23 protein-coding genes are annotated in these 20,901 nt (G+C 63.8%); 13 read left to right on the forward strand and 10 right to left on the reverse strand.

Annotated elements, in window-relative coordinates:
- Positions 1–21: 21 nt before the first annotated feature.
- Positions 22–597 (reverse strand): Pycsar system effector family protein, encoded by a 576-nt coding sequence (locus tag CDQ91_RS08020; RefSeq protein WP_088472185.1) that lies wholly within the window; start codon positions 595–597, stop codon positions 22–24.
- 147 nt (positions 598–744) lie between these two features.
- Between CDQ91_RS08020 and CDQ91_RS08025 the strand changes: the two genes are divergently transcribed.
- The 3 genes from CDQ91_RS08025 (at position 745) to CDQ91_RS08035 (ending at position 4,359) form a co-directional block, all read left to right on the forward strand.
- Positions 745–981, forward strand: coding sequence for an acyl carrier protein (locus CDQ91_RS08025; protein WP_088472186.1), 237 nt, complete (start codon positions 745–747; stop codon positions 979–981).
- A 94-nt stretch (positions 982–1,075) separates the two neighbouring features.
- Positions 1,076–2,278 (forward strand): serine palmitoyltransferase, encoded by a 1,203-nt coding sequence (gene spt, locus CDQ91_RS08030; protein ID WP_088472187.1) that lies wholly within the window; start codon positions 1,076–1,078, stop codon positions 2,276–2,278.
- A gap of 113 nt (positions 2,279–2,391) precedes the next feature.
- Positions 2,392–4,359 (forward strand): ATP-binding protein, encoded by a 1,968-nt coding sequence (locus CDQ91_RS08035; protein ID WP_088472188.1) that lies wholly within the window; start codon positions 2,392–2,394, stop codon positions 4,357–4,359.
- On the opposite strand, the gene CDQ91_RS08040 is transcribed toward CDQ91_RS08035, so the two are convergent.
- From CDQ91_RS08040 to CDQ91_RS08050, 3 genes are read right to left on the reverse strand one after another with little or no spacing between them, the layout of a single operon-like run.
- Positions 4,356–5,216 carry a hypothetical protein gene (locus tag CDQ91_RS08040; protein ID WP_088472189.1) on the reverse strand — a complete coding sequence of 287 codons (861 nt, stop codon included), beginning with the start codon at positions 5,214–5,216 and terminating at the stop codon, positions 4,356–4,358. The genes CDQ91_RS08035 and CDQ91_RS08040 overlap by 4 nt on opposite strands.
- A gap of 11 nt (positions 5,217–5,227) precedes the next feature.
- Positions 5,228–6,202: a diacylglycerol/lipid kinase family protein gene (locus CDQ91_RS08045; protein ID WP_088472190.1), complete on the reverse strand. Its 975-nt coding sequence runs from the start codon at positions 6,200–6,202 to the stop codon at positions 5,228–5,230.
- A 7-nt stretch (positions 6,203–6,209) separates the two neighbouring features.
- A complete protein-coding gene (locus CDQ91_RS08050) occupies positions 6,210–6,683 on the reverse strand; it encodes a DUF2141 domain-containing protein (protein WP_088472191.1) in 474 nt (157 codons plus the stop codon).
- Between the two features lie 173 nt (positions 6,684–6,856).
- On the opposite strand from CDQ91_RS08050, the gene lptF reads away from it, so the two are divergent.
- Positions 6,857–8,011 (forward strand): LPS export ABC transporter permease LptF, encoded by a 1,155-nt coding sequence (gene lptF / locus CDQ91_RS08055; RefSeq protein ID WP_237245899.1) that lies wholly within the window; start codon positions 6,857–6,859, stop codon positions 8,009–8,011.
- Complete coding sequence (gene lptG, locus CDQ91_RS08060) at positions 8,011–9,108, forward strand: LPS export ABC transporter permease LptG (protein ID WP_088472193.1); 1,098 nt, start codon at positions 8,011–8,013, stop codon at positions 9,106–9,108. The genes lptF and lptG overlap by 1 nt, the downstream gene beginning before the upstream one ends.
- A 314-nt stretch (positions 9,109–9,422) precedes the next feature.
- Here lptG and CDQ91_RS08065 read toward each other — a convergent pair whose 3' ends face one another.
- Positions 9,423–10,433 (reverse strand): MarR family winged helix-turn-helix transcriptional regulator, encoded by a 1,011-nt coding sequence (locus tag CDQ91_RS08065; RefSeq protein ID WP_174688486.1) that lies wholly within the window; start codon positions 10,431–10,433, stop codon positions 9,423–9,425.
- A 236-nt stretch (positions 10,434–10,669) separates the two neighbouring features.
- On the opposite strand from CDQ91_RS08065, the gene CDQ91_RS08070 reads away from it, so the two are divergent.
- The 8 genes from CDQ91_RS08070 (at position 10,670) to CDQ91_RS08105 (ending at position 16,280) form a co-directional block, all read left to right on the forward strand.
- Positions 10,670–11,254: a thermonuclease family protein gene (locus CDQ91_RS08070; protein WP_201791877.1), complete on the forward strand. Its 585-nt coding sequence runs from the start codon at positions 10,670–10,672 to the stop codon at positions 11,252–11,254.
- Positions 11,255–11,315: 61 nt separating this feature from the next.
- Positions 11,316–11,693, forward strand: coding sequence for a fluoride efflux transporter CrcB (crcB, locus tag CDQ91_RS08075; RefSeq protein ID WP_088472194.1), 378 nt, complete (start codon positions 11,316–11,318; stop codon positions 11,691–11,693).
- A complete protein-coding gene (locus CDQ91_RS08080) occupies positions 11,690–12,952 on the forward strand; it encodes an RluA family pseudouridine synthase (RefSeq protein WP_088472195.1) in 1,263 nt (420 codons plus the stop codon). Before crcB ends, CDQ91_RS08080 begins: the two co-directional genes overlap by 4 nt.
- Positions 12,952–13,572, forward strand: coding sequence for an FMN-binding negative transcriptional regulator (locus tag CDQ91_RS08085; protein ID WP_088472196.1), 621 nt, complete (start codon positions 12,952–12,954; stop codon positions 13,570–13,572). The genes CDQ91_RS08080 and CDQ91_RS08085 overlap by 1 nt, the downstream gene beginning before the upstream one ends.
- A complete protein-coding gene (locus tag CDQ91_RS08090) occupies positions 13,569–13,805 on the forward strand; it encodes a hypothetical protein (RefSeq protein ID WP_088472197.1) in 237 nt (78 codons plus the stop codon). The genes CDQ91_RS08085 and CDQ91_RS08090 overlap by 4 nt, the downstream gene beginning before the upstream one ends.
- A gap of 7 nt (positions 13,806–13,812) precedes the next feature.
- Positions 13,813–14,502, forward strand: a complete 690-nt coding sequence (locus CDQ91_RS08095) for an ATP12 family chaperone protein (RefSeq protein ID WP_088472198.1) — start codon at positions 13,813–13,815, stop codon at positions 14,500–14,502.
- Positions 14,503–14,611: 109 nt separating this feature from the next.
- A complete protein-coding gene (locus tag CDQ91_RS08100; protein WP_088472322.1) occupies positions 14,612–15,643 on the forward strand; it encodes an IS110 family RNA-guided transposase in 1,032 nt (343 codons plus the stop codon).
- 343 nt (positions 15,644–15,986) lie between these two features.
- Positions 15,987–16,280: a helix-turn-helix transcriptional regulator gene (locus CDQ91_RS08105; protein WP_237245881.1), complete on the forward strand. Its 294-nt coding sequence runs from the start codon at positions 15,987–15,989 to the stop codon at positions 16,278–16,280.
- A gap of 239 nt (positions 16,281–16,519) precedes the next feature.
- Here the strand turns inward: CDQ91_RS08105 and CDQ91_RS08110 are convergent, their stop codons facing one another.
- The 5 genes from CDQ91_RS08110 to CDQ91_RS08130 all read right to left on the reverse strand — a co-directional run bounded on the left by CDQ91_RS08110 (position 16,520) and on the right by CDQ91_RS08130 (position 20,813).
- Positions 16,520–17,323: a crotonase/enoyl-CoA hydratase family protein gene (locus CDQ91_RS08110; RefSeq protein ID WP_088472199.1), complete on the reverse strand. Its 804-nt coding sequence runs from the start codon at positions 17,321–17,323 to the stop codon at positions 16,520–16,522.
- A 12-nt stretch (positions 17,324–17,335) separates the two neighbouring features.
- On the reverse strand, positions 17,336–17,953 hold the full coding sequence (locus CDQ91_RS08115) for a 2-hydroxychromene-2-carboxylate isomerase (RefSeq protein ID WP_088472200.1): 618 nt from the start codon (positions 17,951–17,953) through the stop codon (positions 17,336–17,338).
- A gap of 27 nt (positions 17,954–17,980) precedes the next feature.
- Positions 17,981–18,448, reverse strand: a complete 468-nt coding sequence (locus tag CDQ91_RS08120; RefSeq protein WP_088472201.1) for a hypothetical protein — start codon at positions 18,446–18,448, stop codon at positions 17,981–17,983.
- 56 nt (positions 18,449–18,504) lie between these two features.
- Positions 18,505–20,028, reverse strand: a complete 1,524-nt coding sequence (locus CDQ91_RS08125; protein ID WP_088472202.1) for an acyl-CoA synthetase — start codon at positions 20,026–20,028, stop codon at positions 18,505–18,507.
- Between the two features lie 68 nt (positions 20,029–20,096).
- On the reverse strand, positions 20,097–20,813 hold the full coding sequence (locus tag CDQ91_RS08130) for a response regulator transcription factor (RefSeq protein ID WP_088472203.1): 717 nt from the start codon (positions 20,811–20,813) through the stop codon (positions 20,097–20,099).
- Between the last annotated feature and the right edge of the window lie 88 nt (positions 20,814–20,901).

Consider the following 20,901-nt stretch of genomic DNA (forward strand, 5'->3'; position numbering starts at 1 on the left):
CTCCTCGCAATGACGAAGCGTCTAACCCGTCCAGAGCATCACCATCTCATACGCAAAACCCAGAAAGGTCAGCGTCAGACCGACGACGAACAGGCGATAGGCATAGGCAAGATAGCGATATTTGCGCCGCGCGAGGACGATGCCATTTTGATAGGTGTCGCGCAGCATCGTTTCGTACAAATCTTCCTCGTTCCGCAACCGCGCCTTCACCGCGTCGATAAACTCATCCTCGTCCATCTGCGAAAAGCGGCCGAAGAAGAGGATATTGCTGTGATCCTTGCCATCCTTGTAAACCACCGGCGGCGCCTTGCCGACGCGCGGCAGCACGGCGGACACTGCAAGCAGCGCCGACAGGAAGGAAAAGGTCGCGAGGATCGTCAGCGGCATCGCGAGCGCCCCTGCCCCGGCGCGCGCCTGCCCCACCGCCAGCGTGAAGACGACGAAGGTTGCGCCCATCAGGATCGACGCTTTCTGGTCGGCCATTTGCGACAGCTGCATGGTCAATTGCTGGTTGGTTCGCACCAGATGGACCGCATTGGGCGGAAAGGAGATCGCCGGTCGTGCTGCCGCCTGCGTGTCGTCGCGTTCCGCGTCCATAAGCCCGTCCCCCTGCTTTATGCCCAGCGATGGCACGTCCGACCGATTGCGGCAAGATGCTGCCCTGTTCCCGCCGCATTCGCTTGCCAATCGGGAGATGGCGCGGCATGCCCGCGCGCAACTTTATTCCTTTATGGGACGCATCCTATGAGCACCGCCCTGCGCGACCAGATTTTTGGCCTGATCGGCCCCTTCAACAAAAAGGGCGTCGAACTGACCGATGCGACGACCTTTGCCGGCGACCTCGAATGGGACAGCCTGACGGTGATGGATTTCGTCGCCGAGGTGGAAGACACGTTCGACATCATCATCAGCATGAACATGCAGGCCGAAATCGAAACCGTCGGCCAGCTGGTCGCCGCTGTCGAGAAATTGCAGGGCTAGGAAAATTGTTCCCCCGGCAAAAGCCGGGGTCCCATGCAACCTTGCACAACCCATCTGGGCCCCGGCTTTCGCCGGGGAACATGGAAGAACCACGATGACCGACCTTTTTTCCAAATTCGATCCGCTGATCCAGCAGCGCGAAACGCTGCTCGCGACCGGGGTCACCGATCCCTATAATCTGGTGATGGAAAAGGTGGTCTCGCCGACCGTCGCCATCTGCAACGGGCGCGAGACGATCCTGCTCGGCACCTATAATTATATGGGCATGACCTTCGACGAGGATGTCATCGCGGCGGGCAAGGATGCGCTCGACAAATTCGGCGCCGGCACGACCGGCAGCCGCGTCCTCAACGGCACCTATCAGGGCCATAAGGAATGCGAAGAGGCGCTGAAGGAATTTTACGCCATGGACCATGCCATGGTGTTTTCGACCGGATACCAGGCGAACCTGGGCATCATCAGCACGATCGCCGGCAAGGGCGACTATGTCATCCTCGACATCGACAGCCATGCGTCAATCTATGACGGCTGCGCGATGGGCAATGCCGAAATCGTCGCCTTCCGCCACAATGACGTCGAAGCGCTCGAAAAGCGCCTGAAGCGCCTGCCCGCCGAAGCCGGCAAGCTGGTCGTGCTCGAAGGCGTCTATTCGATGCTCGGCGACGTCGCACCGCTGAAGGAAATGATCCGCGTCTCGAAGGAAGCCGGCGCGATGGTGCTGGTCGACGAGGCGCATTCGATGGGCTTCATCGGCGAACATGGCCGCGGCGTCGCCGAGGCGCAGGGCGTATTGGACGACGTCGATTTCGTGATCGGCACGTTCAGCAAGAGCGTCGGCACCGTCGGCGGTTTCTGCGTGTCGAACCATCCGAAGTTCGAAATCCTGCGGCTCGTCTGCCGTCCCTATGTGTTCACCGCCTCGCTGCCCCCCAGCGTCGTTGCGACCGCGGCGACGAGCATCCGCAAGCTGATGCACGGGTCGAACAAGCGCGCGCATCTGTGGGAAAATTCGAAGCTGCTGCACAAGGGACTGCGCGACCTCGGCTTCACGCTTGGCACCGACGAGCCGCAGTCGGCGATCATCGCGGTGATCATGCCCGACCTCGAACAGGGCGCAATGATGTGGGAAGCGCTGCTCGAAGAGGGGCTGTACGTCAACCTCGCCCGCCCGCCCGCAACCCCCGCCGGCATGACCCTGCTGCGCTGCTCGTTGTGCGCCGAACACACGACCGAACAGGTCGGCGAGATCCTCGGCCGGTTCGAACGCGCGGGCAAACGCATCGGGATTATCGGCTGAGCCGACGCATCCAGCCGACCAGCGGATTCTTTTTTGCGCCGAATTGCGTCGCGCTGCGACCGCCCGAGCCTTCGTCGCTTTGCGACACGGCGCTTGTCCGGTAAGAAGGGCGCGTGTTCGAGAGGGATGGCGATAGCGAAAATGAGGATCGGCGGGAGCGGTTGCGCTTCTGGCTGACGATCGGCGTCGCCACCATTTTGACGGGGGTCGTCGTGGCGCTCGTCCTGCTGCTCTCCCGCGCCAACGACAATTACGACCGCTCGCTCGGCTGGCAGCGACAGAGCCTCGAGGTCATTTCGCAGACGCGCTCGCTCGACGCCGCGCTGGCGCGCGCCGAAGCCGCGCTCGGGCGTTTTGCGGTCGGGCTGCAAAAGGAGGACGGCCGCGTCTTCGAACAGCAATGGGGTCGGTCGCGGCAATATCTGGCCCTGTTGCAACGCAACGTCCGTGACAATCCGAAACAGTCGGCCCTGGTCACCGAACTGGCGCGCGAAATGGACCGTCGCGGTGCGCAGCTGGGCGACGCCGCGCTCAGCGCCAATTACCATCAGACCGTCGCCGCCATCTCGAAATATCATGCCGCCGGGCATGACGAGGGCCTGACCCGCATCGACAAGCTGTTGACCCAGATCAGCAACAACGAGCGCGAATTGCTGCGCGAACGCAACCGCGTCACGACCGCCGACCGCACGAACCTCAATCAATATCTCCTGCTCTTTTCGCTACTCGGCGCGGCCGCCGCAATCTTTGCGATCGGCGCGACCTTCTCCTTCGTCCGGTCCGAGGCCGATCGCCGGCTCGCGCGGCGCGAGCAGATCGCTGAAAGCGACCGCGCAATGCAGCTCGAAGCGGCGGTCGACGCCCGCACGACCGAGCTTGCCGAGGCGAATAGCGCGCTGCGCAGCGAAATGAGCGAACGCGAGGAGGCCCAGGCGCAGTTGCGTCAGGCGCAGAAGATGGAGGCGGTCGGCCAATTGACCGGCGGTATCGCGCACGACTTCAACAATATGCTCGCTGTCGTCGTCGGCGGCATCGAGCTGGCGCAGCGCTTCCTGTCCGGCACGCCCGAAAAGGCCGAACGGCATCTGAACAATGCACTCGACGGCGCCAATCGCGCCGCCGATCTGACCCGGCGCCTCTTGACCTTTGCGCGATCCGAACCGGCGCGGCCCGAAATGACCGTCGTCGACGACTGTATCACCGGCTTCGCCGAACTGGTCGAACGGACGATCGGCGATCGCATCGCGCTGACCCTCGACCTTGGCGCCCCCGGCCTTGCCTGCTGGCTCGACCGGCGGCAGTTTGAAAATGCGCTATTGAACCTCGCCGTTAATGCGCGCGACGCGATGGAGGGCCATGGGGCGCTGACCATTCGCACGCTGGTCGATGAAACCGAGGACACCGCAGCGCTGGCGGTGCAGGTGATCGACACGGGCTGCGGCATGTCAGCGGAGGTGCTCGAGCGCGTTTTCGACCCCTTTTACACCACCAAGCCTGCGGGTCAGGGGACGGGCCTGGGCATGAGCCAGGTCTTCGCCTTTTGTCGCCAGTCGGACGGAGAGGTGCAAATTCATTCGACCGAAGGCGAAGGCACCAGCGTCGCGATGATGCTTCCCGTCGCGCAGCCCGAGCAGGCGATCGCAAGCCAGGACGATCCCGACGAGAAAGCGGTGCATCACGGCCACCCCGTCCACCGGTTGAATATCCTCGTTGTCGAGGATGATCAGCGCGTTCTCGCCGCCACGGTCGATGCGGTGAGCGAACTCGGCCATCATGCGGTTGCCTGCGGCAATCCGCTCGATGCAGAGGGGCTCGTCAAGGAGCATGGCGGATTTGACCTGATATTGAGCGATGTGCTGATGCCCGAGCTGACCGGCCCCGAAATGGTGGCGCAGCTGAAAGAGACATGGCCCGAGGTGTCGGTGCTGTTCGTCACCGGCTATGCCGGCGACGCGAGCGAGGTCGCCAGTTTCGGCGACCATGATGTGCTGCGCAAACCCTTCACTCTCGCCGCGCTCGACCAGGCCATTCGTCGCAATGGTGAGCCGCGGTCGGCGGAAACCGCACGGACCGCGGGTTAGCGGATCGCCCCGCTACGCATCAGCCGCGGCACCAGAGTCAACGCGGCGACCAGCGGCCAGCGGCGCTGCCACGGCTTGATCTCTATCTTCGTTCCCGCGTGGCGATTGATCTTCCATGCCAGATAATCAATGCCGCCAGCGTAGGTCAGGCTGGCCTTCGCGAGCCGGGCGATGCTGAGCGCCTTGCCCTCCATCCGCCGACGCCACCAGCTGCCGCTCGGCGCACCGGCGGGAATGGCCGCCATCGCGGGTCCGCTAAAGCGTTGGTAACGATCAGCGTCGGCGTCGACCACCGATTGCGCGCGTCCGGTCCGCTCGGCGCGCAATTCGACCGAATATGTGAGGGAAAAAGCACGCCGCCACCAGTCGAGCGGCGCCTCGCCGTCGACCGCTCCTGCCGCCGCGAGCAAGGTCGGCGCGGCACGCGCGACAGCCGCGACCGCGCGATCGCGCGCGGTATCGTCAACCGCCCACACGAGCCGCGACGGCTGCGCGAAACGCGCCCACACCGACACATTGCGCGTCTCGGGGCCGCACAGCCGGTGAAAATCGCCTTCGCTCAGCACCGCATATTTTGCGATCAAGCCATTGTGCTGGAAAGGAAAGACATTGGGGGGGATCAGCCGGTTGGCCACCGCCATCCAATGCCTGGGATAGGCGTCGCCATAATCGGAGACGATCAGGTAGAAATCGAGCATCAGCCCATCGAGCTGGATCTCGCGCAGGCAGCTGCCATAGAAAAGCACGGCACGCGCGCTGCCCGGATATTGCGCGGCGATCGCCTGCGCCATCGCAGCGACGCGCGGATCGACCGGAGTCGATAATTCGGCACGGACCAGGTCAAGGAGTTCAGACATCGTGCGGAACCTCAGGCAGCGAGGCGCAGGAACGGAACCGGCTGCGTCGAGGTGAGGATGATCGGCATGCCGTTCGTCGCCTGGAAAATCTCGCCGTCGAGGATGACGTTCGAGCGTTCACCTTCGATGCGGATTTCGTCGCCTTGTTGGAAATGAACGCCGTCGAGCTGATTCTGCCCCAGCGTTCCGCGCCAGGTCGCGCTGAGCATGCGAAAAACCGCACCGACGTTGCTGTCGGTCGCGAGCAACTTCATATGGCCGTTCGTGCCGCCGCCGTCGCTGGTGCGGATGCTGAGCAGCAGCTTTTCCAGCGTGGTGACGATCAGAAGCGAAAATTTGCCCTTGAGCACGCCTTGCCGGATCAGCGACACGGTCATCGGTTCGGGCTTGGGCGGCAGGCGTCCGCCGCCGATGCCAAAGATGATCGCGAACAGCCCGAGCACCGCGGCCAGAAAATGCGACAACCCGTTGGGCAGGCCGAGCGGATAAATGCGGTTGCGGCAATAGAGCATGACGTCGGCAAGATAGGCCCCGCCGAGGAACATGCCGAGCACCGGCCGGGCTTCGCCGCCGCTGTCGAGCGAGATCAGCTGACGCTCGATCACATGATCTTCGAGCTGGTCCGATTCGACGAGTTCGACGACGCGCTTCAACGCCTTGATCGGGTCGCCGACCGCGCCGAGGTCGAGCGCGATCAAATTGGTCTTGCCGTTCGGCAACACTGCGACCGGCGGCGGCGAACCGCCAAAATAGCCGCCCGAATAAAGCTCGGTCAACGCCGCCTGAACGGTGCCGTCGCCACCGTTGATCACGACGACGCGCGGCGACACCATCGCGATGGTGCGGATAGCCTCACCGATCTGGTCGACATCCTCGACCTCATAATGAAAAATATCGGGATGCGCGGCGCAATATTCGCGCACCTGCGGCAGCAGAGCGCGGTTTCCCGTGGAATGGGGATTGGAAAGAAGTGCGACGCTGGCCATCCCTGCCTTACATATATTTCATGGTGATGGAGATCGTCTTCGGCGCGTTGCCGACCTCAAAAGCGGTCTTCTTGTAACTCGGCTTGCCAAGATTGAAGATATTGATGCTGGGGTTGTTCGACATACCGCCGCCATCCGCAGACAAATCGGTCTTGCCATTGCCGTTGACGTCATGGCGCACGGCAATGCCGTATGTCCCGGCCGCAGGCAGCGGCACGCAAACAGTCATCGAACCGGCGCGCGCGGGCACCTCGATCCGGCTGATCCAGCGTCCCTTGGCCAGCCAATCCGACGGGGTTGCGCGATAGCTTTGCACGCGCACCTTGCCCGTTCCGGCCTTGAGGCCGCTGATCTGAACCAAAGTCGACGGTCCCCTCTGGCACTTCGACAGATCGTTCGACAAGACCTGCCCTTCGGCACTGGCCGGTCCTGCGACCGCCAGCAGAAGAACACAAAGTGACGTCGATACAAATTTCGACATGACGCACTAGCTCCCAGTGGTTATAGCCATCTCAGCCACGCTGATATGGATCCCTGTCGCCCTGAAACGGCATATCGGAACCATTTGCGGCCAAATCATGGTGATGGGGCGACCAAAGATTGATTAAGCTTCCTGCCATCGACCGCTACATTGCGCGGCTCATCTTTTTCCCCATGGTCGGCACGCTCGTCCTGTCGGCGATGCTGCTCGTGCTCGAAAAAATGCTGCGGCTGTTCGACTTCGTCGCAACCGAAGGCGGCCCCGTCAGCGTCGTGTGGCGGATGCTTGCCAATCTGATCCCCGAATATCTCTCGCTCGGCATACCGATCGGGCTGATGCTGGGCATCCTCCTTGCCTTTCGCAAGCTTGCGACGTCGAGCGAACTCGACGTGCTGAAGGGCGTGGGGATGAGCTTTGGCCGCTTGCTGCGCGTGCCCTTCGCTTATGCGATCGCGCTCGCGGCGCTCAACCTGGCGATTGTCGGCTTCATCCAGCCCTATGCCCGATATGCCTATGAAGGACTGCAGTTCGAACTGCGATCGGGGGCGCTCGGCGCGTCGATCAAGGTCGGCGAATTCACCAAATTGGGCGACCGCATGACGCTGCGGATCGAGGAAAGCTACAATGACGGGCGCAGCCTGCGTGGCATTTTCGTGCGCGGCGACAATAAGGATGGCCAGCGCGTATCGGCGACCGCAGCGCGCGGACAATTTCTGGCGACCGACGACCCCAATACGATTATCCTGCGCCTGTCGCAGGGCGTGCTGATCCACGAATCGCCGAAATTCGCGGTGCCCCGCGTGCTGACCTTCGACAATCACGACCTGCCAATCCCGCTGCCCAAGATCGAAGCCTTCCGCACCCGCGGCGGCGCCGATCGCGAAATGACGATTCCCGAGCTGTTTGTTGCCGGCAAGGACCAGAGCGAATCGCCCGACACAAGATTGGCATTGCGCGCGAATTTCCACTTCCGCATCGTCGAAGTGATGTCGATGTTCCTGATCCCGCTGATCGCAATCGCGCTCGCCATCCCGCCCAAGCGATCAACATCGTCGCTGGGCGTGTTCCTGTCGATCGTGCTGCTGGTGACGCAGCACAAGATCAACCAATATGCCGAGGATCTGGGCGCGCGCGGGACGATCGACCCGCTGATCGCGCTATGGGTGCCTTTCCTGCTGTTCGCGGGGCTTGCGATCTGGATGTATTATACCGTCGCGCATGTGCCCGGCGGCCAGCCGATCGGCGCGCTGGAGCGCGTCGCGACCAAGGCGGGGCAGAAAATCCGCGGGCTCGCCAAGATTTTCCAGCGCAAGCAGCAGATCGCCTGATGCATCAACTTCATTTTTTCCCGTCGCGCACGATGGCGCTCTATGTCGGGCGGCTGTTTCTTGTCCGCAGTTTTGCGATCCTGTTCGCGCTGGTGCTGATCCTCCAGACGCTCGATCTGCTTGGCGAGAGCGGCAAGATCCTCGCGGTCGCGGGCAATAGCGACAGCGATGTGTGGCGCTATGTCGGGCTGCGGCTGCCGCAGATCATCGAGACCTTTCTGCCTTTTTCGGTTTTGCTCGGGACGATCCTGACGCTGATCACGCTGAACCAGAATAGCGAAGTGATCGCGATGAAGGCGTCGGGAATGTCGGCGCATCAGGTGCTCGCACCGCTGTTCCTCGCCGCATTGCTCGTGGCCGGGATCAGTTTCGTCTTCAACGAACGTATCGTCACGCGATCGACCTCGGCGCTCGGCGCCTGGCAAAAGGTCGAATATGCGCAGGTTCCCAAAGATAATGGCGTTCGCGCGAACATCTGGGTGCGTGCCGGCGACGATTTGATCAATGCTGGCACCGTCGAAACCGGCGGCGATACGGTGAGGCTGAATAAGATCACGATTTACGAACGGACCGGGGGCGTCCTGTCGTCAGTGCTGTCGGCCGACAGCGCGCGCGCCGTCGATGGCGGCTGGGAAATGACGGGCGCCAAGCGTTTCCACCGCCGTTCGGGCACGCTCGAACCCCTCGGCACGGTCATCGCGGCGAAGGGTGTGCGCCCTGACCAGTTTACGCTGGCTCAAGTCGATGGCGACGAACTGCCTTTCCTCCAGCTCAAGGCGGCAATCGCGGACCTCGAGGCCGCAGGACGCCCGGTTGACGCGCTGAAGGGCGTGCTCTGGCACAAGATTTCGGGGCCGCTGTCGGCGATTTTGATGCCGCTGCTCGGCGCGGTCGCGGCCTTTGGCCTTGCACGGTCGGGCAAGCTGTTCGTCCGCGCGATCCTGGGGATGGGGCTTGGCTTCGCCTATTTCGTCGCCGATAATTTCGCGCTCGCGATGGGCGACTTGGGCGCTTATTCGCCCTTCCTCGCGGCATGGGGGCCGTTCATCCTTTTCGCGCTGATCGGCGAGATGATCCTGATCCGGAGCGAAGAATAGCAGGGCTGCTTTCGGCCGATAAGAGCCGTTCCCTGGCGAAAGCCGGGGCCCAAGCACCAACAGGCAACGGCAGTTTTACGACGCACTGTACCCCGGCTTTCGCCGGGGATCTGGAATGTCTGGAAACGACCAGTTGCGGGCATAATATCCTCCCTGTGCCGCCGGCATGGGGAGGTGGCAGTCGCCGCAGGCGGCTGACGGAGGGGCTATGACGCCACGGCCCCTCCACCACCGCTTCGCGGCGGTCCCCCTCCCCATCGCTGCGCGACAGGGAGGATCTTTATGTCAGCTTCCCCCCCCTAAGCAGACCTGCCCTATTCCTCCAGCGCCTCGAAATAGCGCGCAAGCGCATCAACCGCAGCTTCGGCGAGGCCGATAAAGATACGGCGGCCATCAAGCGGGTCTGCTTCGCGCACGAACAGGCCCGCGTCGGTCATCGTCTTGATCCAGCGTAGCGCGGTTGTCGCGGGAACTGCGGCGGCGATACACAGGCTCGACACCGACACCGGCTGGCGCTCCAGCCGCGCGGCATACAGGTCGAGCAGCATGTCCCACGCCGGGTCGGCGAACAGGTCGGCGGAAAAATATTGCTCGCGCATCCGCCGCTGGCGCAGCATCCGTCGCACCACCTTTGCGCGCTGCCGGTCGATGGTGCGCTCTTCGGGGACGAAACTGCGCGGCGTCGCGGCATAGTCGCGCGCCGGCGCGCGAACCTGCGGCGGATAATTGGCATAATCCTCCGCGCGAAGCGCAAAACCGGACGGCGGCGTTCCGGGAAGTCCGCCGCGTTGCCCCGCCAGGTCGCCGAGCAGACGTGCGATTCGCGCCACCTCTTCCTGCAAACGATCGATCCGCTCCATCGCGGGATCGCGCGAGTCTTCGTGGACTGTCTGCCGATAGGCTTGCTGCGCCGCGGCCAGCGCCACAAGCCGATCGGTGCCGTCGGCATCGACGAGCCATTCGACGCGCATATCATCGGGAATCGCCGCCGCCACCCGGTCGAGCGCAACGAGCGACGTTTCGCAGATCAAGTGGCAGCCTTTTGCCATCGCCGCCGTGCAGAGATCGGCAAGCATTTCGGGCTCGATCGTTTCCGCCGCCGCCAGCCAGACGATGTCGACCAGCGCCATGTCGCGAATATGCCCCGCGGCGCGCGGGGCCGGGACCGCCGCCGCCAGGCACACGCCATCGACCCGGTCGCAATCGGGCGCATCGGCCTGCGGCCCGACGAACAGCACGCGTTCGCTGGCGTGCGGGACGTCCAGCCCGGTCCCGAAGCCGGCGAACGGCAACGCCCGCGTCCGCATGAATGCCGAATATTCCATTATGCCACCCCTCCCGCTTGTCCTCGATCCGTCCCGGCGCCCTTATGTCGTCAATCCGGCGCCATTCACCTTTTGTTCGTTCGCATTTGCCGCCGATCCGGACCCAAGTCTGCTCGAAACATGAGTCCGCGCTAATCGGCCGGATAGAATTTGGTCCATTTTGGACATGATTTGTTCTCATCGTCAATCCCTTATTCTCGCTTGCCAAATTCGCACGCCGCGGTCAGGCCAAGCCCATGATGTTGCGCCTTTCCCCGCTCACCCGCCTGCGCTGGCGGCGGCGCTTCCGGTCGCTGCTCGCGCTGCTATTGCTTGCGGGGCTTGCGTTCGTCGCCTGGGTCTGGCTGCCCACCCCAGTCGCGACTATACCCTTGGTGCATGTCATCGACGGCGACAGTCTCAATGTCCGGCAGGAAAGCGGTGACATCTCCATCCGCCTCACCGGGCTGGATGCCGTCGAGTATCGGCAGGATTGCGGGCGCCCCGACGGGACGCGCTGGGCATGCGGGCGCGAGGCGCGGACGGCGCTGGCATCACTCGCCGGGCGCGGCCCGCTCCGCTGCGAACTCGCCGCCAGGGACGCCTATCATCGCAGGCTCGCCGAATGCCGCACGCTGCCTTTTCCCGATGGCGTCGACCTTGGCGCCGAAATGGTCCGTCAGGGCTGGGCCGTCGCAACCGGCGATGCCTATATGGTCGAGGAGGCCGAGGCACAGGCAAGGCGGCGCGGGATCTGGCAAGGCAGTTTCGTGCAGCCCGCTGAATGGCGCGCCACCCACGAACGTCCCGCGACAGCAATCAAGCCCCCGCCCGACGCCTAGCGTCAGGGCCCCGCAATCAGGTCGCTATGCCTCGCGACCATTTGCGGCTAGGGCGAGGCATATGAACAGCCTGTTTCCCGTCATGGTCGGCGGCGCTATCGGCGCCGGCGCCCGGCATCTTGTCGGGCAATGGGTCATTGCGCGCATCGGCCCCGGCTTTCCCTGGGGGACGCTGTCGATCAACATCGCCGGCGGCCTCGCGATGGGCCTGCTGATCGGCTGGCTCGCACGCGGCGACGCGGGCGAGACGATGCGGCTGTTCGTCGGGGTTGGAATCCTCGGCGGCTTCACCACTTTTTCGGCTTTCAGCCTCGATTTCTGGGCCTTGTTCGAACGCGGTCAGGCGGGGCAGGCATTTGCCTATGTCCTCGCCTCTGTCGTCGGTGCGATCATCGCCTGCGGGCTGGGCCTCCTTATCACGCGACAGGTATCGGTATGAGCAAGAACACTCCCAATCAGGACGAGGCGATCATCGCCGAAGAAGACGACGGCATCCGCCTCGACCGCTGGTTCAAACGCCATCGCATCGGAACCCCGCACGCGCTGCTCGCGCGCTGGGCGCGTTCGGGCGAGTTAAGGCTCGACGGCAAGAAGGCCGATGTGTCGGATCGGATCGCGACCGGTCAGAAACTCGTCATGCCGACCCCGCCAGTTGAAACCGTCGCTCGCCCCGCACGCAAGGGCCGCCCGCTGACCGACGCCGATGTCGAGCTGGCGACCGGCATGATGATCCACCGCGACGCCGCTGCAATGGTGCTCAACAAGCCGCCGGGGCTCGCGACGCAGGGCGGCACCAAGACCGACGCGCATGTCGACGGATTGCTCGACGCGCTGAAGTTCGACGGTCCGACGCGGCCCAAGCTGGTCCACCGCCTCGACAAGGACACGTCGGGTGCACTGCTGATCGCGCGCACTCCGCGCGCCGCCGCTTTTTTCGCCAAGGCCTTTTCGAACCGCAGCGCGCGCAAAACCTATTGGGCGCTGGTCGTCGGCGTCCCAGAAATCCAGCAAGGTGAAATCGACCTGCCGCTGGCCAAACAGCCGGGTTCGGGCGGCGAGAAGATGCATGTGCATGACGACGGCCTGGCGTCGAAGACGCGCTACCGCGTCATCGAACGCGCCGGGAACAGCGCCGCCTGGGTCGAACTGCAACCGCTGACCGGGCGCACCCACCAGTTGCGCGTCCATATGGCGGCGATCGGCCACCCGATCGTCGGTGATGGCAAATATGGCGGCAAGGGCGCCTTCCTGACCGGAGCGATCAGCCGCAAGCTGCATCTGCACAGCCGCCGACTGCGCATCGACCATCCCGATGGCGGCGCGATCGACGTCAGCGCGGACCTGCCCGAGCATTTCAAGATGAGCCTCGATTCGATCGGCTTCGACATGCTGCTCGGCGATGTCGGGATCGAACCCACCAACAAGGCTGCACCGCCCAAATCGGCACTAAAGGCGCAAGCCAAGGCGCACAGCAAGCAGATCCGCAAGGCGCGGCGCGGCGAACGCCGTGGGCGCACCGCCGACAGCAAGCCGACCGACTTTGTCGGCAAGCCGGCGAAGGACAAGGCGAAGGCGAAACCGAAACCGGGCAAGCCCGGCAAGCCGGTTAAGCCTGGAAAGCTGGAAAAAACCGCAAAACCCGCAGGCAAGAAACCAAGCGCCAAGAAGCATCCGGCGCGGCCCGCCAAACCGGCCTGATGCATCCCAATTCGGCCTTCCGTCCGGGGCAAGACGACCTCGCGGCGCTGTTCGTCCGCGAGATCGGCTTTGCCGCCATCTTTGCGAACACGCCCGACGGCCCGCGCGTCGCGCACGCCCCGGTGGTGCTGAGCGATGATGCGGCGACGCTGCAATTCCACCTCGCGCGCGGCAATGCACTGACCCGGCATCTGGACGGCGCGAGCGCGCTCGTCGTCGTGCAGGGCCCCGATGCCTATGTCAGCCCCGGCTGGTACAGCGCCACCGATCAGGTCCCGACCTGGAATTATGTCGCGGTCGAGATGGAAGGCATGGCGCGGAAGCTGGGCGACGACGCACTGATTGCACAGCTCGATACGCTGTCGGCGAGCCACGAGGCGCGCATCGGCGCGACCCCGCCATGGACGCGCGACAAGATGAACCCGGCGCTGTTCAGCAAGATGACGGGTGCGATCACCGGCTTCGAAATCCGCATCACCGCCTGGCGCCCGACGATCAAGCTGTCGCAGAACAAGCCCGCCGACGAGCGCGAGCGTGTCGCCGCGGAGCTGGAGGCGACCGGCCATGGCGCACTCGCGCAGTTGATGCGCCACCTCGGCGGCGATAGGGAGAGCGCATGACATCCGCTGAAGACAGTCTCGCCAAGAAACGCTTTTTCGCGATCACCATGATCCGCATCATGGGCGCGCTGTTCGTGATGATCGGCTTTGTGCTGATCCGCGGCGGGTGGGAACTCGCGGGTCAACCGACCGACCGCTGGATCGGCGTGGTCTTCGTGCTCGTCGGCGCGTTCGACTTTGCCGTGATGCCCAAGCTGCTCGCGCGGCGCTGGCGCTCGCCGCGCGACCTGTGAGCGACACATGAAGCGTTTCTGGAAAGAGGCCGTCGCCGTGCCCGAAAACGGCGGCTGGGGCGTTGCGCTCGACGGGCGACCCGTACGCACCCCGAAGCGGGCGTTGCTGATCGTGCCGACCGAAACCCTCGGCCGCACCATCGCCGCCGAATGGCAGGCTCAGGGCGAGGACATCTCCCCGGCAACCATGCCGCTGACCGGGCTCGCCAACGCCGCAATCGACCTTGCGACGCCTGACCCTGCGGCCTTTGCCGAGCCGATCGCCGCCTATGCCGCGACCGACCTTTTCTGTTATCGCGACGACCGCGACGCCGCGCTGCAGGCCGAGCAGGTCGCAGCATGGAACCCGCACCTCGCCTGGGCCGAGGCGCGCTATGGTGTCGAATTCACGATCACCCAGGGCATTTTGCCGGTCAATCAACCAGCCGAAACGGTCGCCGCGCTCCGCGACGCGGTGTTCGTGCAGGACCCGTGGCGGATGACGGCGCTGACCCCGCTCGTCACCATCGGCGGCTCGCTCGTCGCCGGGCTCGCGCATATTGAGGAAGCAGTCGATGCCGAGACGCTGTGGCAGGCGGTCAGCCTTGACGAGCTTTATCAGGAACGCCGCTGGGGCGCCGATGCGCAGGCGCAGGCACAGCGTGCCGCGCACAAGCGTGACTGGGACAATGCGGTGCGGTTTCTGAAGCTGATCTGACTCGGCCGGCACCGCTTGGCTGTCCGCTTTGGGGTGATGGGGTGGACGCCCCCCGGCGGCATCGATGTGCCATAGTGGAGGTGTTGTCACACCACTAGAGGAGGCGTCCGTGTCGGAAGTTAGCATAATCGGTCTGGATATCGCGAAGAATGTTTTTCATGCGCACGGCGCGGATGCGAGCGGGCGGGCGCTGTTCAGCCGCAAGATCGGCCGAGGGAAGCTCCTGGAGTTCTTTGCTGGGCACCAGCGTTGTACGGTCGCGCTGGAAGCCAGTGGGGGAGCGCACCATTGGGGCCGAGAGCTCACACGGTTGGGATACGAGGTGAAGCTGATCCCGCCGGCGTATGTGAAGCCGTTCGTGAAGCGGAACAAGAATGATGCGGCGGATGCGGAGGCGATCTGCGAGGCCGCCCAGCGCCCGAGCATGCGGTTCGTGGCGATCAAGAGTGAAGAGCAGCAGGCGTCAGGCCTAGTGTTCCGGACCCGTGACCTGCTGGTGCGGCAACGTACCCAGCTGATCAATGCCATCCGAGGCCATCTGACCGAATATGGCTGGGTAGCGCCCAAAGGCCCGTCGCACGTCGCGATGCTCGGCGATCTGCTTGAGGACGAGATGGGCTCGTCGCTACCCGAGGCAGCCAGGGCGATGTTCCGCACGATGCTCGACCTGCTGGAGGAGCTGAACGAGAAGATCGGCGATCTCGACAAGGAGATTGCGCGCCGGGCTCGTGAGGATGCCGTCGCGAGGCGGCTGATGACGATCCCTGGGGTTGGGCCCATAACGGCCACCGCATTGGCGGCTCTTGCGCCGCCGGCAGAAACCTTCACCAAGGGACGGGACTTTGCGGCGTGGCTAGGGCTGGCGCCAAGGCAGATGTCGACGGGCGGCAAGCAGAAGCTGGGCTCGATATCCAAAATGGGCGAGCGCACACTGCGGCGACTGCTCATCATAGGTTGCAGTGCGGTGGTCCTGCAGGCCAGCAAGCGAGGCGCGCCTAAGGGCTCATGGCTAGAGCAGATGATGGCGAGGAAACCGCGTATGCTGGTCACGGTTGCCCTTGCCAACAAGACAGCGCGGATCATCTGGGCCGTGCTAGTGAAAGACGAGGATTACAGAGCTCCGGTCGCAGCCGCGGCGTAAGCCAAGGCGGACCAGAGGTCGCCGGAAGGCGTAGTCGGTCGAAGGAGAGTATGGCACAACAGTCGGCGAGACGGGGCCGGAAGAACCAGGGCTTTCCACCGTGCCGCGAGCACGCTGTGGGTGATGTGGTTCCGGTCCGCGAACTCCCATACGGGCCCGCAGCCTCCGATGCTGCATCAGAGGCCGGACAGATGGCAGCATCCGACTACGTGCATTACCTCCAAAAAACCGCTTGCGTCTTTTGGGGCGTCCACAGATGGGAAGCAGTTCATTCCCCTCTCCCGTTGGGAGAGGGCTTTAACGTCCAGAATTGGTCGATTGCGCCTCATCCACAAGATAGCCTATGACCACCGACAGCGAACGAAAAGGGGAAATAATGGCCGCGTCATTTTCAATGGACGAGCGACGCGAGCACTTTGCTTATTGCGTCCAACTGTTCGGTGGCACCACTGCTTTCTCGCGGCGCCTTGGCATAGACGAGCGGGCCATCCGCCGTTTTATCAATGGCGAGCGGCCTCTTGGTGCCGGACTTCTGGAAGACACCGCAAAGGCATTGCGCCTGCTCATTGCTGAAGCAACCACGGCCGAAGGACAAATCGCTGCCACTTTGAGCTTTCTAAAGACCGATCCATCATAATTTACCCCATTAGACCAGTCGCGGTTAGCGTTCGATCGCGAACGGTCAGGACTAGGGGCCAGAAAAATATCGGCTGAGCTGCTGAAATTGGTCGTTAGCCGTCACTCCCGTTCCCCGGCGAAAGCCGGAGCCCAGTGAGTTACAGAGCAATCGTCGGTTAGTGGCGCTCAGGCCCCCGGCTTTCGCCGGGGAACGGCTGCATGTGGACACTCCTCACTTCACCACCATGCCCCCTCCGCTCAATCCGCGAAGTTCGGCTTGCGCTTCTGCATCCCCGCCATCACCGCTTCCATCTGGTTGGGGGTATGGATCACCTTCACCTGCTCGTCGCTTTCGGCCTGCAAAATCTCCGCATCGCTCGCATCGGCGAGCATGTTGCAAAGCCGCTTGGCGCCGCGGATTGCGTGCGGATTCTTGTCGGCGATCACCGCCGCCAGTTCCATCGCCCGCGCGAGCGGATCGTCCGACACATGAGTGGCAAAACCCAGCAGCTTCGCCTCCGACCCGTTGAATTGGCGGTTGGTGTAAATCATCTCGCGCAGCACATCATCGGCGACCTGCGTACGCCACAAAGCCATGCCGGCGACGTCGGGGACGAGGCCCCAGCGCATTTCCATGATCGCGATGCGCGTGTCGGGGTGGACGATACGAATGTCGGCAGCGGCCATGATCTGGCTGCCCGCACCAAAGGCGACGCCGTGGACCGCAGCAATCACGGGGACCGGCAGCTCGCGCCAACCCCACGCTGCATATTGCGCGTTGTTCGCTATGCCCTTGGTGCGGTCGGCCAGGCTGCCGCCCGCACTGCTGCCGCCGGGGGTGCGCTCGTCGCTCAGGCTCGACAGGTCGAGCCCGGCGCAAAAAGCGCGGCCTTCGCCCGACAGCACGACGACGCGGAGCCCCGCCGTGGCTTTCAGCGTGTCGATCGCCTCGATCAGCGCCGCCCACATTTGGGTATCGAGCGCGTTCATCTTGTCGGCACGGATCAGCCGCACGTCGGCGATGCCACCATCTAGCATGGTGATCGAAATACGGTCCTTCATGGGAGAGTCCTTCTAGCTTTTGCTTGTCAGAGCCGCTTCGACGAGCGGCAGTTGATCGTTGCCAAAATACATGTCGGTGCCATCGACGAAGATCGTCGGCGAACCATAGCCGCCGCGGGCGACGACCTCTTGGGTATTGGCACGCAGCCGGGCCTTGACCCGATCGCTGCCCGCTGCGGCGCGGATCGCCGCGCCGTCGAGCCCCTCGGCAATCGCCACAACCTCAAGTATGTCGGGATCGTCGAGATTTTCCTGTCGGCCGAAATAGCTCGCGAAAGCCGCGCGCGTGAAGCGCTCGAGCGCCGCCTGATCATCCTCCAGCGCGGCCGCGAAGCGCATCGCCTGAACACTCTTCGCCGGATGCCATACCGACGGGAAATTCATCGGAACCCCCGCCAGCCGCGCCCAATCCTTCAATATCTTCCAACTGTGCGCCATGCGCCGGTTATCGGCCTGTTCGCGCGCGGCATAGACCGCCGGGTTCACCGCATTAAACACCCCGCCGACGAGGATCGGCCGATAGCGTGCCGTCACGCCCGTCCGTTCCAATATCGCCGGCAGATTGTGGAAGGCGAGGCAGGTCCAGGGTGACGACAAATCAAAGAAAAATTCGATACGTTCGTCCGTCACCCCATACCCCTTTTTCGTTGCTTCGGCTCAGCCGACCTTGAGTTCGATATCCTTGACGCCCGGGCAGACAACGCGAACCGAATTATAGGCGGGCTGTGCGTGCGGAATGTCGAGGTTGAGCGGAACCGCCGTGACCGCAGCGCCCCCGGCTGCCGGTGCATTGGCACGCAACAGGACGACCTGATTCGGCGGGTTCATCTTGTCAAGCGGGCCGGCCTGAAGCGCCGCGGCAAAGCCAAGTTGCGGCGCGTTGGCGGTACCGCTGATCTTCAGCGCATTCGTCGCCTTGTCGATCACCGCCGTCAGCGTGACATCGGCCAGCCTGTCGCAGGCATTGGGTTTTGCGGGATCGATCGGGATCGCCGCCATCGGCGCAGCGGGGGTCGCCATCGTATCGACGGCCGCCTTGTCGTCTGCCGGCGGTGCGTCCTTCTTGCCGCAGCCCGCCAATCCCACGGCGAGCATGATCGCCGCCGTCATCATTGCCTTGTTCATAAGCATCTCTCCAACGTCAGGGCGACGGGCTGTCGATCCGCCGCCGACTCGCGCGGTCAATTCGCCGGCTTCCAATATTGGTCGCGCAACAAGCGCTTGTATAGCTTGCCGGTGTCGTGGCGTGGCAGGGCTTCGAGGAAGTCGATCCGCCGCGGAATTTTGACCCCCGACAATTTCTCGCGCGCATAGGCGATGAGTTCGTCACGCAACGCATCGGTCGCATCGGCCATGTCGGCGGGCTGGATAACCGCAATCACTTCCTCGCCCATTTCCTCGTGCGGACCGCCGATTACCGCGACGTCTGCAACCTTGGGATGGGTAACGAGGTGGTTTTCAATCTCCTGCGGATAGATGTTCACCCCGCCCGAGATAATCATGAAGCTCTTGCGGTCGGTGAGGTACAGGAAACCCTCCTCATCGACCCAGCCCACATCCCCCAGCGTCGACCAGCCTTTGGCATTGCGGCTCGACGCGGTTTTTTCGGGGTCGCCATGATATTCGAAAAGCTGTTCGCTCTCAAAGAATACCGCGCCTTCCTGACGCGCCGGCAGTTCGGTTTCATTGTCGTCGCCGACGATGTGCAACACGCCGCTGATCGCGCGGCCCACCGTACCCTTGTGCGCCAGCCAGTCGGGACTGGTCGCAAAGGTCATGCCATTGCCTTCGGACCCGGCGTAATATTCCAGCAGCACCGGCCCCCACCAGTCGATCATCGCCTGTTTCACCGGCACCGGGCACGGCGCGGCGGCGTGGATCGCACCCTTCATTGACGACACATCATATTTGGCGCGGACGTCATCGGGCAGTTTGAGCATGCGGACGAAATGGGTCGGCACGAACTGCGCGCTGTTGCAGCCGAAGCGCTCGATCGCTGCGAGCGCGGCTTCGGGATCGAATTTCTTCATCAGGACGACCGTCCCGCCAAGCCGGTGGACGGTCATCGACCAGCGCAGCGGCGCGGCGTGATACAGTGGTGCGGGCGACAGATAGATGCTGTCGGCGTTGATCCCGAACGCCGCCGAGGCCAGCATAACCATCGTATTCGGCGCGTCGATCGCGGGTTCTTCGGGCAACGGTACGCGCACCCCCTTGGGCCGGCCGGTGGTGCCCGACGAATAGAGCATGTCAACTCCGGCGCGCTCGTCGGCGACGGGTGTCGCGGGCATTTCGGCCAGCGCATCTTCGATCTTCGGCCAGCCGGGGATATCGCCGCCCATCGAGAATCGCTCGATCTGCGTTGTCAGTTGCAGCGCCGCGGCCGCGAGGCTGGCCGACACGACGAGGATCTTGGCCCCTGAATTTTCGAGAATATAGTCGGTCTCGTCCTGCGTCAGCCGCGACGAAATGCAGACATAGCGCAGCCCGGCGCGCTGCGCGCCCCAGGTCAGCGCATAATAATGCGGGGTGTTTTCGAGCATGAAGGCGACGACATCCTCATGCCCCAGCCCATGTTTGCGAAACAGCTGCGCGGCGCGATTCGATGCCGCTTCCAACTCGCCATAGCTGATCGCTTCGCCCGTTTCGGCGACGATGATCGCGGGCTTTTCGGGGGTGGTGCGGGCGTAAACAGAAGGATGCATCGGGCCATCATCTCCGGGGAAAGTTGTTTTCGTTGTGCCGTGAATGAGTAGCGAGTTGAAACTGTTGGTCAAGCCGGGCGCGAGCGCAAGGCATAGCCCCGCCCCTTGACCGTCGTCAGCATCGGCCAGGCGAAATTGCGGTCAATCTTCGCACGCAGCCGCGACATATGCACCGCGACCCGGTTGGTACCGGGATCAAAATCAATGCGCCACACGGCCTTGAGCAGCGCCGCGTGCGATATCGGCCGGTCGGGGACGCGGGCCAGATTCGCCAGCAGGTCGAATTCGCGCAGCGGCAGGCGGATCAGCCGCCCGGCGCGCTCGACCCGCCGATCGATGAGGTCGATCCGCAGCTCGTCACAGCCAAGCTGCCCCGCCGCGAGCCGACTGCGCCGAACAAGGCCACTCATCCGCGCCAGCACCTCGGGCAGATTGTCCGTCCAGCCGATCGCATCATCGGCCCCTCCCCGCAGCGCCGCCATCCGGTCGGTCAAGGCATCGCGGTCGGACAGGACCAGCAGCGGGCGCCGCGCCGCGATGCTGCGCGCCAGATGGATGAACTCGATCGGATCGGGCCGCCCGTGGAAGGGATTGAGCATGAGCAGGTCGAAGCAGCCATCGCGCCACGACTGCAGCCCGGCGCCGGAAGATGGCAACAGTTCGACGCGATAGCCATTGGCGGCCACCGCCGCTGCGAGCTGCATCGCACGCGCCGCGTCGGGATGATGCACGGCAATCAGCGGCGCCGCCCGACCCGCCGCTCCATGCCCTTGCGCTAACCCCATGCATCTCCCATCCCGGCGGTTCGCCCCAACCACCTATCCCCTGCCCGACCGGCATTGCACCACGCCGCGCCTGTGCTACGTCTTCGAT

It is taken from the genome of Sphingopyxis witflariensis, from assembly GCF_002205635.1.
Classification (GTDB): Bacteria; Pseudomonadota; Alphaproteobacteria; order Sphingomonadales; family Sphingomonadaceae; genus Sphingopyxis; species Sphingopyxis witflariensis.